The sequence below is a fragment of the Enterobacter cloacae complex sp. 382A5 genome (assembly GCF_050031095.1).
GTDB lineage: Bacteria > Pseudomonadota > Gammaproteobacteria > Enterobacterales > Enterobacteriaceae > Enterobacter > Enterobacter cloacae.
Window position 1 is genome coordinate 3968725 of sequence record NZ_JBLGVK010000001.1, and the last position, 13118, is coordinate 3981842.

Consider the following 13118-nt stretch of genomic DNA (forward strand, 5'->3'; position numbering starts at 1 on the left):
CATTATCATTCCATTTCTAAATCATCTATCTTTACCTCAAGCTCCAGTGTCGTAGTGAAACCATTATCTGCACTGACATTATGCGTCAGCGTGGTAATGGTCCATTCGGCATCATCAATGGGCTGCTTAAAGCCGCTCACCTTCACCGGCATTTCGGTATACAGATCAGCCCTTCCCTCTGCGAGCTGCAGGGAGAATGTTGCAACCCCGCGCTGCAGGCGCTCCCACTGCATCTTTGCCGCACGCTCTGCGTTGCTGCGGTTTGCATAAGTTCTGTTGAGTACCAGCACGTTTTCATCCGTTCCAACCAGGTAATCACCCTGTTTTGCTTCCGGCTCCTTTGCCGCAGTGGTTTTCTTTCGACGGCGCTTAACCTTTGCTGTCTCTTTTTTCTTTGGCTCACGGGTATGGAGCCAGCTGGCAATCACCCCCGTATAGGCATCGCGGTCGGCCAGGGTAAAACGATGACCGTCACCGGCCTGGCGGGTTATGGTGATAACCGGCAGCGGCTTACCGCTTGCCGTTCTGCCCTGCCCCTGGCGGATAAACAACAGATTGCCGTCCTTAACTGTGGCTATCGCCCCATACTGTCGCGCCAGCTTCATCAGGAAACTCGCATCGCTCTCGTTGGTCTGGTCAAGATGATCCACAGGTTTGTCCATCAGGTCCTGCCCCAGCGCCATTTTTAATTTATGCCTGGCGGCGATTTCCTTCACGACTTCGCCCACCGTTGTCTGATGCCAGGACTTTTCACGCCGCGTATTAAGGGTTTCACGGAAATCTGCACTACGCGCGCGAATTGTGAGACGGTCAGGCGCGCCGCTGTGCTCAATCTCATCGACAGTAAAGGCCCCTTTCGGAAAAAGCGGCTGGCCTTTCCACCCCAGCGCAAACTGAATAATGGCCCCCCGACGCGGCAGAACGATTTGCCCGTCCGAGTCGTCCAGTTCCAGATCAAGCTGGTCCGCTTCAAAGCCCCGGTTATCCGTCAGCGTCAGACTCATCAGGCGTGCATCCAGCACGGTAGTTACATCTTTACCTTCAATGATGATGCTGAAACCGGGGGTTTTGCTGTTCAGGTTCAGGAGATCAGAGCTGAAATTCACTGCAGTAACCCCCCAACCGTATTTTTCATATTGCCTATCGCAGAGGTGGCGGAGTCCTTCAAATTACTGAGCTGATCGCTGAGGCTGCCAAACATATCAGACAGCGATTCATCCACCCGTTTCAGGCTCAGCGAAAATTCGATGCGCCGGGGCATACCGCTCTCAAAAAATTCTGTTTTTGTCTGGCTCAGACTCTCGATCACAAACATGCCGTAAATCGTCCCGCTCCCCTCAATCAAGGGCCAGGCTTTCCCCAGCTCCGCCATCTGCTCCAGCGCCAGCAAAGACAACCTGCCGCCGGTAATCTCCGGCAGCAGGACGCCGGACAGCGTAAGCGAATCGTTATCCGGCCCAAGAAACTGCGTTGTCGGGCGCCGGTTTACCCGGCTGTTAGCTGCGTGCCGCCAGCTGCGCTGATACTGCAGCTCCTGATAGGGTACGGTTCGCAGCATGAATACGTACAACCCCAGCACCATCATCATTATTCGTAACCCCCTCGATCACTAAAATTACTGCGTGTTTTTGCCCTGGCCCTGCGCTCTCGCTCATCAAGCTGCCGGGCCACCTCTCGGGCGATATCCTGCGCGCTTTGCCCTGGCTGGGCGACAATATGAATTGGCGCGCTTATCTCGTACTTAATTACCTGTGGCTGTCTCTCTGCCTTTGCCGACGGCGCCGGTTGCGTCCTGACAGGCACACTGTACGGATGAAGTGGTGCGGCTTCTGCCGGGGCAGCCGCCAGGCCCATTACGCCAGCGACGACGGAAGCGAACATCTTCTGGCGCATAGCCACCGGGTCAGCCCTGTTATCCGTGATTTCCATAATGGCCGGTGCTGGCATGACGGCAGCAGCGATATCAGCCAGCTCCGCAGCACGATCCCGACCAGGAAGTTTTACCGGGGCGTTAACACTGCTTTCAGGCCGTTGCTCCGGGCTGGCTGTTACATCACGAACGGGGCCTACTGTTGCCGCCAGTTTCACCAGTTCAGTAGTGCGATTGATTACCGGAAGATTTGCCGGACCATTCACACTATCAGGCGGCAGAACTATCCCGCGTTCAGGACGTTGTTTAGCGCTGGCCGGTTCCGTCCGGGAAGGATTGAGCGTTGCCGCCACCCTCGCCAGATCAGCAGTCCGTTTCCTGCCGGTGACACTGGCGGGTCCGTTAACAATCTCAGGGCCATTCTCGCCCACGATGCCGAACTGGCCGCGCGGAATGGTACCGCCGCTGTCGTACATGCCCGCAAAACCCATCGTCGGGAATCCGCCAGGCGGCAGCACCACTTTACCGTCTGTGTTTACCGTGGCTGGCTGCTGCCGCGTGACCTGCTCAGGAAGCTTCGCTTTGGCCGCCTCCTTGCTGACAATGCCGAGTTTTTCAAGCAGCCAGGACACGCCCGATTTAAGCGAATCCAGCGGGTGCATGACCATGTTCAGTCCTGCCGCCAGCGCTTCGCCAAACTGCCGCCCCATCGACGCCGCGTTTTGCAGTTCTGCAGAGGTGGATTTAACCGGCGTAAGCAGATCAGTAAACCAGCCCCACAACGCCTGGACCTTGTCACCTATCCACTGGAAAACAGGCTGCAGTGGCTCAAACGCCGCACTGATAGGCGCAGCTGCAGCCTTGAATCCTTCAACCACTCCGCCTAAAAATGCGCTTATCGGCTGCCAGTATTTCCAGACAACCAGCGCCACGCCAGCCAGGGCCGCCACGACTAACCCTATCGGACTAAGCAGGGCGCCCAGCAATCCAGAAATCCCGTACAGCGCGACGCGAAGGAGGGCCAGCGGGCCGGACGCCAGAAAACGCACCACGCCACCGGCTGCGGATAATCCCCCGCGCAACGCGGTCAGCGGATTCATTACCATGCCGATAATGTTGCGAATACCAGACATTCCGCCGCGAAGGACAGCAAGCGGCGCACCGGCCAGCGCTTTCAGCGCATTGCCAGCCAGCCCGGCAGAACGTCGCAGGGAGTTAAGGGGAGTAGTCAGCAATCCGGTGCTGCTACCGGATGCCTCCATGCCACGGCGCAACAGGGAAAGCGGCGCATTTGCCAGCCAGGACAGCGCACCGCCGGTGCGGGTCACTGCGGACATAACGGAGGGGAGTGTTTTTACACCCAGCACGGACAGGCCCAAACGGATCACCGCCAGTGGCCCCAGCACGGCAGCCACGGCCACCGCCAGTGTGCCGAGTACAACGGTGATCGCAGCAGTGGCAGCCGCCACTTTCATCAGTGTGCCCGCCAGCTGCGGGTTAGCCTCAACCCATCGACGCAGTGCCCCGGTAACGCTTTTGACGTACCCCATGATATCCATCAGCGGCTGGCGCAGGGTTTCACCCAGGCTACTGAAAGCGTTCTGCGCGCCCGTTTTAACAAGCAACCACTGCGCGGAAAGTGAATCCTTATTGATATCGGATTCTTTCTGCATGGAGCCGTTAGCCTCAGTGCCTGAGGTAAGTTTCAGCTGTCGCTGCAGCTCCGGCAGGTTGTTTGCCAGCTTCGCCGCATCGTCGCCAAACTCCTTGCCAAATATCATCGTCATGGCGGACAGGCGTTTGTCCTGCGGCAGTTTGTTGACCTTCTCCAGCACACGCTGAATGGTCCCCATTGCGTCCTTTGTCATCTGCTTTTCAATCTCTTCTGGATTGAGTTTCAGCAGATCCATACCTTCCATGAACCGCTTGCTCTGCATGGTTGCAATCGACAGTTCGCGCACCATCGCATTTGATGCGCTGGCGGCAATTTCAGGCGCGGCGCCCAGAGACAGGAAGGTGGAACCCAGCGCGGCCGCCTTGCGGAAATCAAGCCGGTCAGCCACGCCGCCCATGCGCTGCAGCACATTGATGATATCGCCACCCTTAGACATGGCGTTATCGTCCAGGTAGTTCAGGGCATCGCCAAGCTGTTCAATATTGCGGGTCGGCACTTTATAGAGCTGCGCGATTTTCCCCAGCCCCTCCGCCAGCTCATCAGCGGGCAGCTCGAATGCCGTTGCGGCCTTTGCTGCAGTGGATGCAAAGGCCAGCAGGTCACGCTTCTGGTCTTCGTAAGAATCGTTCTGGTTTGTCACGCCCATGCGGGCGCCACCTTCAACCAGCGCGGCATAGTCGATGGCGCCATTCTCCATCGGCAGCTGTTCACTGGCGGCCTTGATGGCATCCTGCATGTCATAAAACTGTTTTGTGCGGTTGCCGTTGTCGTCCCGCAGCCCGTTAACCTGCTTTGCCACGCCTTTCATCGCATCTTCCATGCTGGCATAGCTTTTAACGGCAGCCATCACCGGCGCGCCCATCGCCAGCCCGGCGGCAGTAGTCGTTGCTCCGGCGCCTGCAATACGATCCCGCACCTCAAGGCGCCGCGAATACTGATCGCGGACGGCGTTCATACGGGCCTGCTGCTCGCCCAGGCGTTTAAGGGATTTCTGCTGTCGGTCCAGCGCCTGCCGGGTTTCGTCGGCATTCTGCCGCAGCTCCCGCTGCGCACTGCTCAGCTTTTTGGTGTCCAGCCCGGCCTCATTGAGCGCAAGACGCTGACGCTGCACCGACTGACGCAGGCCGTTGTATTTGCTCTGCAGCTCGTTAACGCGGTTTTTTGCCTGCTCCAGCAGACGCGCCTGCGCCGCCGTCGGCCGGTTTGTGACCGAGAACTGCGTGGCAAGTTTCGCCGCTTCTTCGCGTGCGGCTTTAAGACTGTTGCCGGTGACGGCCAGCTGCGCGCTTGCCTTGCGGAAACCGTCAATACGGCCCGCCTGGGCGTCCAGTTCTTTTAATCTTGCGCGGCTTTGCTGAATGGCGGTAGCCAGCTCTTTAGAACTGGCCTGCGCTGATCGGAATGGGCGGGTGAGCTTATCAACCGCATTTAGAATTACCTGCAAACGCAGGTTAGTGTCACTCATCGCTGGCCCCGCTTCTCTGAATCGCTTTATGCCGCCACTCCAGCACTTCGGTCAGCGGCATAACGTCAGTGACGGACGGCGGCCAGTGAAAAATGGTGGCGATATCAGCCACCAGGTCTTCTACCGTCAGGCTGTCGGCAAACCGGCAAGCACCGATTTCTTCAACAAAAAAGTGACCACCTCAACCGACAGCGCGGTGAGATCGGCGGGGTCCATTTCAGCCATTTCCTGAGCGGTCAGCGCGGGCGTGGAGATGCGGGGAATAATCGTCATCATCGCGCCGACGTCCATATCCATGATCGCCTGCAGACGGGTGCCACGCAGCGCGCCGGACTGCGGCTTGCGCAGCACAATTTCGGCAATTTCGGTTTTACCGCGTTTGATTGGGGTGTCCAGCTGTACGGTTTTTTCAGTCAGTTGTTCGCTCATTGTCATTTCCTGTTAATAAGGTACTGGCGCGGCTGCCCGCGCCTTTAAAGTAGATCAGAGGCCCAGGGCGTTGCGGTGTTCTTCCATCAGGTCCACGCCATCAACGATTTCAATCATGTTGATCACATCAACCTCATAGAGCACCTCGCCGTTAATGGTCAGCTTCGCGTAGCTGTTGGTGCTGCTGACTTTTGTGGTGTTGCTCTCGCCGGTTTTCCATTCGCCGGAATCGACTTCTTTATGTCGCCCGCGCACAACCAGCTCAACGGCCTGCACTTCGCCGGTATCGTCACGCTGAATGGAGCCGGTGAAACGTAGCTGGATGCCGTCAACGGTGGCTTTACCCATCTGCTTGAATAACAGCAGTTCGGTGCCACCGATTGAAAATTCCGTATCCAGCGCACCATCATCCAGCCCCAGATCAACATCAGCCGAACCGGGCATACCGCCGCCGCGATACTTTTCAAACTTGCGGCCGAATTTTGGCAGGGTCAGAGACTCAACGATCCCCTGATAGTTATTCCCGTCGTTAAACAGGTTCAGGTGTTTTAACTTGCGTGGTAAAGCCATATTGTCCCCTTACGCGCTGACCTGGCTGGAGAAATCCAGCAGATACTGATCGGTGATGCGCTGGCGCAGCATCAGGTTTTCCAGAGGTGGTACCGGCGTATAGTCGTAATCGATAGTGAGCTTCCCGGCTTTCAGGGAATCTTTATCGTTTACGGACTCATCCAGCCAGCAGTCGGCGCCGATGATGTAGCCCTGCGTTTTCAGGTTGCGCAGTTTGGCGCGAATACCTTCGATAATGTCGCGGGCCAGTGACGGGTTAAGCACGCCATCCACCGCCCACATGTGCGCTTCGGCGATGGTGTCAGCCAGTACCTGCGCGGTTCGGGTGTAGTTTTCAAAGGCAAACAGAGGATCGTCACTGAGGCAGCGGGAGCCCCAGAAGCGGAAACCGTCTTTGCGGATCAGCGTGGTGACATCGTTCTGGTTCAGCAGCCCCGCATCGGTTGCAGGGTCCTGCAAATCCCAGAACACATCAGCAGAAATGCCGGTGACGCCATTCACGCCCACGTTGGACAGGGATTTGTGCCAGCCGGTCTGCTCGTCAATTTTGGCACGCAGGCCAAGCGCACGGGCTGAGGCGTAAGCCGTCGCGTCTGCATTCAGCACGGTGTCAAAACTGATGAAATCAGGCCAGATCAGCATCCCCTCGCGCTGGCTGAAATTAGCGCGGTAGGCAATGGCCTCCTCTACCGTTTTGCAGCCGTAGGCTGACAGATAGGCGAACCCGCGCAGACTCTGCGCCACGCTCAGCAGCTCAGTGGCAACTGCCTGCGTGTCGTGCCCCGGCACGCCCAGAATGCGCGGCTTAACGCCGAGCTGGGACTGCGCAGATAACAGCGCTTTCATCCCCGTTTTTTTACCGTCGGCTGTCACGCCGCCGATAATGTTGGAGGTTGTTTCCGCTTCGGTTTCACCCTGTGCAACGCGCACAACGACGGTCACGGGTTTAGCCTGGTCGGCAATTGCATCCAGCGAGCGGGCCAGCGTACCGGACTCGCCTGCTTTACCGCTGGCGGTCAGCACGTCGGTAAGCAGGACCGGTTTATTGAGGGGGAACACGGACGCATCTGCATCATCGCCGGTACAGACCATACCGACAATTGCCGTGCTTACTGTTGAAATAGGGCGGGTGCCATCGTTGACCTCAACGACACGCACACCGTGGTGATAATCCTGAGCCATACGGCGAACCCTCCGGTGTTTAGGTTTCGCCCTATGGTGAAGTGAATCAACTTTGTAGACAGCTTCGCTGCATTGTCCTGTTATCCATACAATGCCGCAGGGAATTTCCGGTACAGTGTAGACATACCCACATCAAAAATTAATGCGACACGTTGCCGCGACTCTCCTGCTTCCAGCAGTCTCCCCGCCTGCGCCCATTGTTCCTCTGTGAGTTTTGGCCGCCTACCACCAATACGCCCTTGCTGCCTGGCCGCTGCCAGTCCGGCCCGGGTGCGCTCAACGATTAGCTCACGTTCCATTTCAGCCAGGGCGCCCATAACATGGAAAAAGAAACGCCCCATAGGAGTTGATGTGTCAATGCTATCCGTCAGGCTGCGGAAATTTATCCCTCTCCCGCGCAGGTCTTCGATTAGCGTCACAAGATGTCGCATGCTCCGGCCTAATCTGTCCAGTTTCCAGACTACCAGCGTGTCACCTTCTGAGAGCGTACGCAGGACCTTCTTTAGCCCTGGACGATCTGAGGTTTTGCCGCTCATTTTATCCTCAAATATCAGCTCACATCCTGCGCACTCCAGCGCATTTCGCTGCAAAGCTGTGTTTTGGTCATTTGTTGACACCCTCACGTAACCTATTTGCATGATTTTTCGCCCATAAAAAAGTGGTGAATGATGCCACCATTTTATTGAGCATGGTCATTTCTGACTGTACTGCAGAGAATAGCCAACACGGACAATCATGACCGTGGTGGATAAAAAACCTTCGTTTGGGGGAAGCGGCGAAAAGAGCTGTTGGAACCGGCGCAAATCAGATACCGGATATGACTGCATTCACATCTGATCTGCGATGGTTCAAATTACCCAGCGGCCATATTGTGCAGGTATTTTCGGTTGATGTTTACAGCACGGATGTAGAGGGAACGCCAGCAGTTTATCCGATTGCATTCCCTTATTCGTTATTGGCGATATCCGCCATATGGGTAGACCCAACCCAGACAGAAGCACCAACGTACAAAATCATCGGTGGTGATCGAACTCTCGCAAAAATTAAAACATCAAAGGCAGGAAAGTACGGGACCATGATTATAGCCATCGGTAAATAACGTTCGTTTGGGAGAAGCGGCAAAAATGGAGGCGGCCACCGCCCAGATCGGTGCTAATGGCTGGCTATATATTCCCGTTTCTGGCGGCAAAAAAATGCTGCTGCAGTGGGGGCTTTTAACCGGTGCGAGTAATTATTCTTTTAAATTCCCAATTGCATTTCCCGTAGGTGGTTTATGCCTGGTTGCAATGGCCCATACAACTGATTCCGCTGATGTGAGCATGGTAACTATGACTAATGGATTTATCAGGGATAAAACCAGCGCGTTTGCTTTGTGCGCCAGAACAGTGAACGGCGTGCAGCAACCTTTTGAACGTAGCGTTTACTGGTTCGCTGTTGGCTACTGACGTCAAAAAATTGTGTGATTACTCACACATGGTAGCTAGATAATTATTTTACAAAACCGCACTTACGATCTGAGTCTCAAACTAAGGAGTGCGTTATGAACTATTGGTTTAGCCCTGCAAATAATGCTTTTTACCCCGTAGCTTTAAAGGAGTCTTATGTAAATGCAGGTAGTCTTCCTAATGATTTAATCGAAGTGGAGGATAGTGTTTTTAGCGAATTTTCCGCGACGCCACCAGAAGGGAAATTGCGTGGCATTGGATCTGATGGTTTTCCGATCTGGATTGATATTCCCATTGTGGAAGAAAGCCCGGAACAAATCCAGGCACGCGCCCGTGCTTTGCGGGATGAATTCATCGTCAGTACAGATCGGATGCTTGTTTCTGATTACACTATCAACAATGTTTTATTAACCTCTGAGCAGCAAGCGGAACTTTTGGACGTAAGGCAAAAGTTTAAAGTTTGGCCTGAGAGTGAGGGTTGGCCGGGCATAGCGTTGCCTGCGATACCTCAATGGATTCTCATTGAGGCAGTAAACAACGGTTACATAGTAAAAAATTGGCCTGAGTGAAATAAAGCCCGTAAGGGCTTTATTTTTTAATAACCCATTCCAGTCAGGTTCGCTACCGGATTAAATTAAAAACCTATTGCAAACCACGTAAACATACGGGAGTTACCAGGCAGCGTATCATCAAGGAAAAACTGAGCATTAGCGCCGGTTTTCGTTGGGTAGCCGACTGAAACAGCTTGCCTTAAGGTTCTATACGATGGCACATAATCATAATTTGATGCCCTTACGCCTGCGCTTGAATATACACCGAAGCAAGCCGCCGGGAACGCGACTGGAAACGTAATATCACAATTATATGTAGTGCTTGTTACGCCTCCCTCCCATCGCCCCCACTGCACTATTAACGTAACACCGCCGGTTAGCGGGAATTTCGCCCAGCCGCTGTTAGACAAAACGCCGCTCGCTGCTGCGAGTTTTGCCGCTTCTCCCAAACGAAGGTATTCGATAATCCCATCAGCTGTCTTTCCTGACAAATTTGTCAGCGTGCTATCAAGAGGCTGTTTGCCTGCGAGGGCATTTGTCATGGTGGTTGCAAAGTTAGGATCGTTTCCTAACGCCGCCGCCAGCTCGTTCAGGGTATCAAGCGCCGCAGGTGATGAGCCAACAAGCGCAGCCAGAGCTGATTTTACGAAAGCAGTAGTGGCAATTTGCGTATTGTTGACAGTCTGCGCAGCCGTGGGCGCCGTCGGCGTTCCGGTCAGGGCAGGGCTTGCCAGTGGGGCTTTCAGTGCAAGCGCGTTAGTAATAGTGGTGCTGAAATTAGGATCGTTGTTGATAGCCGCAGCAATTTCTTTCAGCGTGTCCAGCGTAGCAGGGGCGCCATTCACCAGGGCGATCAGAGCCGCCTGCACAAACGCAGTCGTGGCAAGCTGAGTGGTATTGTTACCTGCAGCTGCAGTCGGGGCTTTTGGGGTGCCGGTAAACGTCGGGCTGGCTTTTGTCGCATATTGCGTATGCGGATCAGCTGCAGCAAGATGCGCCGCCATCAGCTCATCGACATACACCTTCAGTTCCAGGACCTTGTCATCAACATATTTTCGGGTAGCCAGCACTACGGACGGATCAATTTTCAGCGTAATGTTATCGGTGCTGCTGGTAATCAGTACCATGCGCACTGTCTGCGTGCGGCCGCTTCCCTCTGCCAGCTGCGGCTTATAGCTCTCCGGGCAGTTGCCCACTGCGATCAGCGCGCCCGTTTCATCAAACAGCCCAACCTCACGAATCCACCAACCGCCCTCAGTTTCAGGAATCACCTGCTCAGCAATAATCTGGCTGCTGTTCTGCGGATCGATGTAAAGCATGTTCAGGTCAGCGCGCCGCTTTTCGGAAACTAGCTTCGTCTGTTGTGCGCTGGGAGTTGGAAGCACGCCGCCGCCATCCCCCACCGCCATCTGGGTAATTTTCAGCGGCACACCGAGCGCGGCAGCGCTTGCCAGTTTCGCCGCGCCAATATCCGTCAGCAGGGTATAAAATTTTGCGCTCATGGGTTCACTCTCATTGTGTCAATAACATGGACAGCGCCGCCCTCGTAGGCAGTGCCACCGGAAATGATGGTTTCGTTGATATACGGGTAAATCGTGATTTCTTCGCCGGTATAAGTGGCAGCCCCAACAAAATATGGTCCGCTCGTCTGCAGGTTTATGGACATGCCGATCAGATGCCGACTGCAGGGTTTGGCATCACCAATCAGGCGCTCCAGCTCCAGATAGGTTTCCTCTGTTATGCCCTGGTCCTGCACCCCAATATCCAGGCGAAACGTGCCCGGCGCCTCGCCGGTCTGCCACCATTCAATAATGCGGATCAGAAAGCCGAACGGCTCCACCACACGCCGCACCGCGCTGGTTGTGCCCTTGTGCTGATGGATATAGAAAGCATCCTGCACCACGCGGCGCTTCACACTCTCCGCCCATCCTTCATCCCAGCGATCAACCGAAAAGGCCCACGCCAGATACGGCAGAAACTTGACCGGGCATGTTGCCGGATTCCATAAATCCCGCAGCGGCACCTGCAGATCGGAAATTCCGCTGCAGGTCTGGGCAAGTCGGCGCTCAAGCGCCGATGAACCAGGAGGAAGCAGACTATTCATCCGTTCCCCCGTTGGTTACGCTCCATTCCGTACATGAAGCGGCTTGTGTCTTATCCAGCACCACATCAGCAAGCGGCGAGGCCAGTTCAACACGCTGCACACCTTCAACATGCAGCGCGGCATAAATAGCACTGCGGCGAATATCACGCCCCAGCCTCGTCTGGCTGGCGATATATTTCTGCAGGCTGGCTTTTGCCGCCTCCATCACCGGCTCAGCTTCTGGCCCAGGGTAAAGAAAGATCGTCGCATCCACGCTGTACGGAATAATTTCAGCGCTGCGCACCGTCAGACGGTCAGCAACCGGCCGCACGTTCTCACTGTTAAGCGCCTGTTCAACCACGGCCAGCAGATCCGCCGCTGCCGTTCCGTCGCCCTCACGGCTCAGCACGGTAAGCACCACCTCCGCCGGTGCCGGGCTGGTTGCGCTGGCGTCAGCCACTCGCCCGTCGGCGCTTTTAGCGTGAAACTCATAGGCCGCCGTCGGCCCCGCCACGGACACCCCCTCAAATGCAGCAGGAACACGCAGGCGCAGCGCCTCATCACTTTCCATTACCGCTGCGACCGGCGGCACCGCGTCGTTATCCGCAGGTGTAACCGTCAGCCGCTTCACGTTGTAGTTGGCCGCCATCTGATCGAGATCGCCGCCAATTGCATAAGCCACCATGACCGCCTGCGCCGCCTCGTTAATGCGCTGGCGCAGGAGGATTTCACGATACGCATTTTCCTGCAGGAGCTTGGTCACGGGTTCAGACTCCAGCTCAAGCGTGCGCCTTACCGCGTCCTGCTCGTCTGCCGGATACAGGGCCACAAAGGCGGCCTTACGCTCAGCCAGCAGGGATTCAAAGTCCGGCACGTCAACGATTTGCGGTGCGGGGAGCTGGGAAAGGTCAATGACTGCCATTGTCTGCTCCTGTTGACACCGAAAGAGAAACAGGTGCACCGTTATTGCGCTTCCCGGTTAGCTCAACCACCATGGAGCCGTCAAAGCTGCTGCTGATGGTGATGGAATCCAGCGTAAGCCGTGGTTCCCAGCGGCTCAGGGCCACATAGACCGCAGACATGACCTGCAGGCGCAGCGCCGGGGTCTGGGGCTGGTCAATCAATGCTGACAGCAGGGAACCATATTCCCGGCGGGCTATACGGCTTCCCTGGGGAGTCAGCAGAATATCCCTGACCGACTGCCGCAAATGGTCCGCATCAGAAATGGCTTTGCCATTGTCCTGATTCATACCGATATACAGCGTCATACAGGACCTCCCGATGTATCGCCGCCTGACTTAACGCCGGTATGACCGTGTTTATCGACTACGATACCGTTAGAACTCATGGCGCCGCCGCCCTGGGTGACGCCACCATTGATCACCACCTCGCTGTTTATGCGCGTGTTACTTGCCTCCACCACAAACTCCCCCGTTTTCAGGGTTATGTTATCTGCCGCCTCGATCACCATGGATTTGATACCCCGCACATGCCAGCGGCCGGTCGCGGGTTCATATTCAAACCAGCCACCGTCCGGGTATTCCGTTACGCAGCCGTCCACGGAGTCCGACGGCGGCGCGAACTGGTTTGAATAGATCGCAGGTAAGGCAAAAGCGGTTTCCAGATTGCCGCCCATACTCAGCACGACCACCTGCTCATCCGGTGACGGGCACCACCATGTACGGGCACCGCCTGCGCGCAGAGTCAGCCAGTTAATCCAGTTGGTTTCAAGCTCGCCCACTTTCACCCGGCACAGCCAGTTTTCCCGGTCCACTTCGGTTACGGTGCCGGTGCGGATCAGGTTGGTGATAAGGCGCATGATTTCGGTTAGTTGTGCGTTCATGCCGC

The 13118-nt window shown here is 55.8% G+C and carries 16 protein-coding genes; 3 read left to right on the plus strand and 13 right to left on the minus strand.

The window, feature by feature from the left end:
• Positions 1-5: 5 nt before the first annotated feature.
• The 8 genes from ACQG2G_RS18705 to ACQG2G_RS18740 all read right to left on the minus strand — a co-directional run bounded on the left by ACQG2G_RS18705 (position 6) and on the right by ACQG2G_RS18740 (position 7829).
• Complete coding sequence (locus tag ACQG2G_RS18705; protein WP_248197193.1) at positions 6-1106, minus strand: phage late control D family protein; 1101 nt, start codon at positions 1104-1106, stop codon at positions 6-8.
• A complete protein-coding gene (locus ACQG2G_RS18710) occupies positions 1103-1588 on the minus strand; it encodes a phage tail protein (protein ID WP_161670348.1) in 486 nt (161 codons plus the stop codon). Before ACQG2G_RS18710 ends, ACQG2G_RS18705 begins: the two co-directional genes overlap by 4 nt.
• Entirely contained in the window at positions 1588-5010 is a 3423-nt protein-coding gene (locus ACQG2G_RS18715; RefSeq protein WP_161670347.1) for a phage tail tape measure protein, read from the minus strand. The genes ACQG2G_RS18710 and ACQG2G_RS18715 overlap by 1 nt, the downstream gene beginning before the upstream one ends.
• Positions 5003-5122, minus strand: coding sequence for a GpE family phage tail protein (locus ACQG2G_RS18720; RefSeq protein WP_007848878.1), 120 nt, complete (start codon positions 5120-5122; stop codon positions 5003-5005). Before ACQG2G_RS18720 ends, ACQG2G_RS18715 begins: the two co-directional genes overlap by 8 nt.
• Positions 5123-5136: 14 nt before the next feature.
• The gene (locus ACQG2G_RS18725) at positions 5137-5439 is read right to left on the minus strand and encodes a phage tail assembly protein (protein ID WP_007848877.1); all 303 of its coding nucleotides are present in this window, start codon (positions 5437-5439) and stop codon (positions 5137-5139) included.
• A 54-nt stretch (positions 5440-5493) separates the two neighbouring features.
• A complete protein-coding gene (locus tag ACQG2G_RS18730; RefSeq protein WP_007848874.1) occupies positions 5494-6009 on the minus strand; it encodes a phage major tail tube protein in 516 nt (171 codons plus the stop codon).
• 9 nt (positions 6010-6018) lie between these two features.
• Positions 6019-7191 (minus strand): phage tail sheath protein, encoded by a 1173-nt coding sequence (locus ACQG2G_RS18735; RefSeq protein ID WP_007848866.1) that lies wholly within the window; start codon positions 7189-7191, stop codon positions 6019-6021.
• A gap of 80 nt (positions 7192-7271) precedes the next feature.
• The gene (locus tag ACQG2G_RS18740) at positions 7272-7829 is read right to left on the minus strand and encodes a recombinase family protein (protein WP_161670346.1); all 558 of its coding nucleotides are present in this window, start codon (positions 7827-7829) and stop codon (positions 7272-7274) included.
• A gap of 179 nt (positions 7830-8008) precedes the next feature.
• Here ACQG2G_RS18740 and ACQG2G_RS18745 point away from each other — a divergent pair, with 179 nt between their 5' ends.
• The 3 genes from ACQG2G_RS18745 to ACQG2G_RS18755 all read left to right on the plus strand — a co-directional run bounded on the left by ACQG2G_RS18745 (position 8009) and on the right by ACQG2G_RS18755 (position 9205).
• A complete protein-coding gene (locus tag ACQG2G_RS18745; protein WP_161670345.1) occupies positions 8009-8290 on the plus strand; it encodes a hypothetical protein in 282 nt (93 codons plus the stop codon).
• A 25-nt stretch (positions 8291-8315) separates the two neighbouring features.
• Positions 8316-8636: a gp53-like domain-containing protein gene (locus tag ACQG2G_RS18750; protein WP_032679844.1), complete on the plus strand. Its 321-nt coding sequence runs from the start codon at positions 8316-8318 to the stop codon at positions 8634-8636.
• 95 nt (positions 8637-8731) lie between these two features.
• The gene (locus ACQG2G_RS18755; RefSeq protein WP_161670713.1) at positions 8732-9205 is read left to right on the plus strand and encodes a tail fiber assembly protein; all 474 of its coding nucleotides are present in this window, start codon (positions 8732-8734) and stop codon (positions 9203-9205) included.
• Between the two features lie 65 nt (positions 9206-9270).
• Here ACQG2G_RS18755 and ACQG2G_RS18760 read toward each other — a convergent pair whose 3' ends face one another.
• From ACQG2G_RS18760 to ACQG2G_RS18780, 5 genes are read right to left on the minus strand one after another with little or no spacing between them, the layout of a single operon-like run.
• Positions 9271-10689 (minus strand): phage tail protein, encoded by a 1419-nt coding sequence (locus tag ACQG2G_RS18760; protein ID WP_248766640.1) that lies wholly within the window; start codon positions 10687-10689, stop codon positions 9271-9273.
• Positions 10686-11291, minus strand: coding sequence for a phage tail protein I (locus ACQG2G_RS18765; protein ID WP_044704139.1), 606 nt, complete (start codon positions 11289-11291; stop codon positions 10686-10688). Before ACQG2G_RS18765 ends, ACQG2G_RS18760 begins: the two co-directional genes overlap by 4 nt.
• Positions 11284-12192, minus strand: coding sequence for a baseplate assembly protein (locus ACQG2G_RS18770; protein WP_161669897.1), 909 nt, complete (start codon positions 12190-12192; stop codon positions 11284-11286). The genes ACQG2G_RS18765 and ACQG2G_RS18770 overlap by 8 nt, the downstream gene beginning before the upstream one ends.
• Positions 12179-12538, minus strand: a complete 360-nt coding sequence (locus tag ACQG2G_RS18775; RefSeq protein ID WP_161669895.1) for a GPW/gp25 family protein — start codon at positions 12536-12538, stop codon at positions 12179-12181. The genes ACQG2G_RS18770 and ACQG2G_RS18775 overlap by 14 nt, the downstream gene beginning before the upstream one ends.
• Complete coding sequence (locus ACQG2G_RS18780) at positions 12535-13113, minus strand: phage baseplate assembly protein V (RefSeq protein WP_014884896.1); 579 nt, start codon at positions 13111-13113, stop codon at positions 12535-12537. Before ACQG2G_RS18780 ends, ACQG2G_RS18775 begins: the two co-directional genes overlap by 4 nt.
• Positions 13114-13118 lie beyond the last annotated feature (5 nt).

What these genes read in the sequence shown, in the direction of transcription:
- ACQG2G_RS18710 (WP_161670348.1), bottom strand. Translation starts at nt 1,588, where the DNA reads ATGATGATGGTGCTGGGGTTGTACGTATTCATGCTGCGAACCGTACCC.
- ACQG2G_RS18715 (WP_161670347.1), bottom strand. Translation starts at nt 5,010, where the DNA reads ATGAGTGACACTAACCTGCGTTTGCAGGTAATTCTAAATGCGGTTGAT.
- ACQG2G_RS18725 (WP_007848877.1), bottom strand. Translation starts at nt 5,439, where the DNA reads ATGAGCGAACAACTGACTGAAAAAACCGTACAGCTGGACACCCCAATC.
- ACQG2G_RS18730 (WP_007848874.1), bottom strand. Translation starts at nt 6,009, where the DNA reads ATGGCTTTACCACGCAAGTTAAAACACCTGAACCTGTTTAACGACGGG.
- ACQG2G_RS18735 (WP_007848866.1), bottom strand. Translation starts at nt 7,191, where the DNA reads ATGGCTCAGGATTATCACCACGGTGTGCGTGTCGTTGAGGTCAACGAT.
- ACQG2G_RS18740 (WP_161670346.1), bottom strand. Translation starts at nt 7,829, where the DNA reads ATGCAAATAGGTTACGTGAGGGTGTCAACAAATGACCAAAACACAGCT.
- ACQG2G_RS18745 (WP_161670345.1), top strand. Translation starts at nt 8,009, where the DNA reads ATGACTGCATTCACATCTGATCTGCGATGGTTCAAATTACCCAGCGGC.
- ACQG2G_RS18750 (WP_032679844.1), top strand. Translation starts at nt 8,316, where the DNA reads ATGGAGGCGGCCACCGCCCAGATCGGTGCTAATGGCTGGCTATATATT.
- ACQG2G_RS18755 (WP_161670713.1), top strand. Translation starts at nt 8,732, where the DNA reads ATGAACTATTGGTTTAGCCCTGCAAATAATGCTTTTTACCCCGTAGCT.
- ACQG2G_RS18760 (WP_248766640.1), bottom strand. Translation starts at nt 10,689, where the DNA reads ATGAGCGCAAAATTTTATACCCTGCTGACGGATATTGGCGCGGCGAAA.
- ACQG2G_RS18765 (WP_044704139.1), bottom strand. Translation starts at nt 11,291, where the DNA reads ATGAATAGTCTGCTTCCTCCTGGTTCATCGGCGCTTGAGCGCCGACTT.
- ACQG2G_RS18770 (WP_161669897.1), bottom strand. Translation starts at nt 12,192, where the DNA reads ATGGCAGTCATTGACCTTTCCCAGCTCCCCGCACCGCAAATCGTTGAC.
- ACQG2G_RS18775 (WP_161669895.1), bottom strand. Translation starts at nt 12,538, where the DNA reads ATGACGCTGTATATCGGTATGAATCAGGACAATGGCAAAGCCATTTCT.
- ACQG2G_RS18780 (WP_014884896.1), bottom strand. Translation starts at nt 13,113, where the DNA reads ATGAACGCACAACTAACCGAAATCATGCGCCTTATCACCAACCTGATC.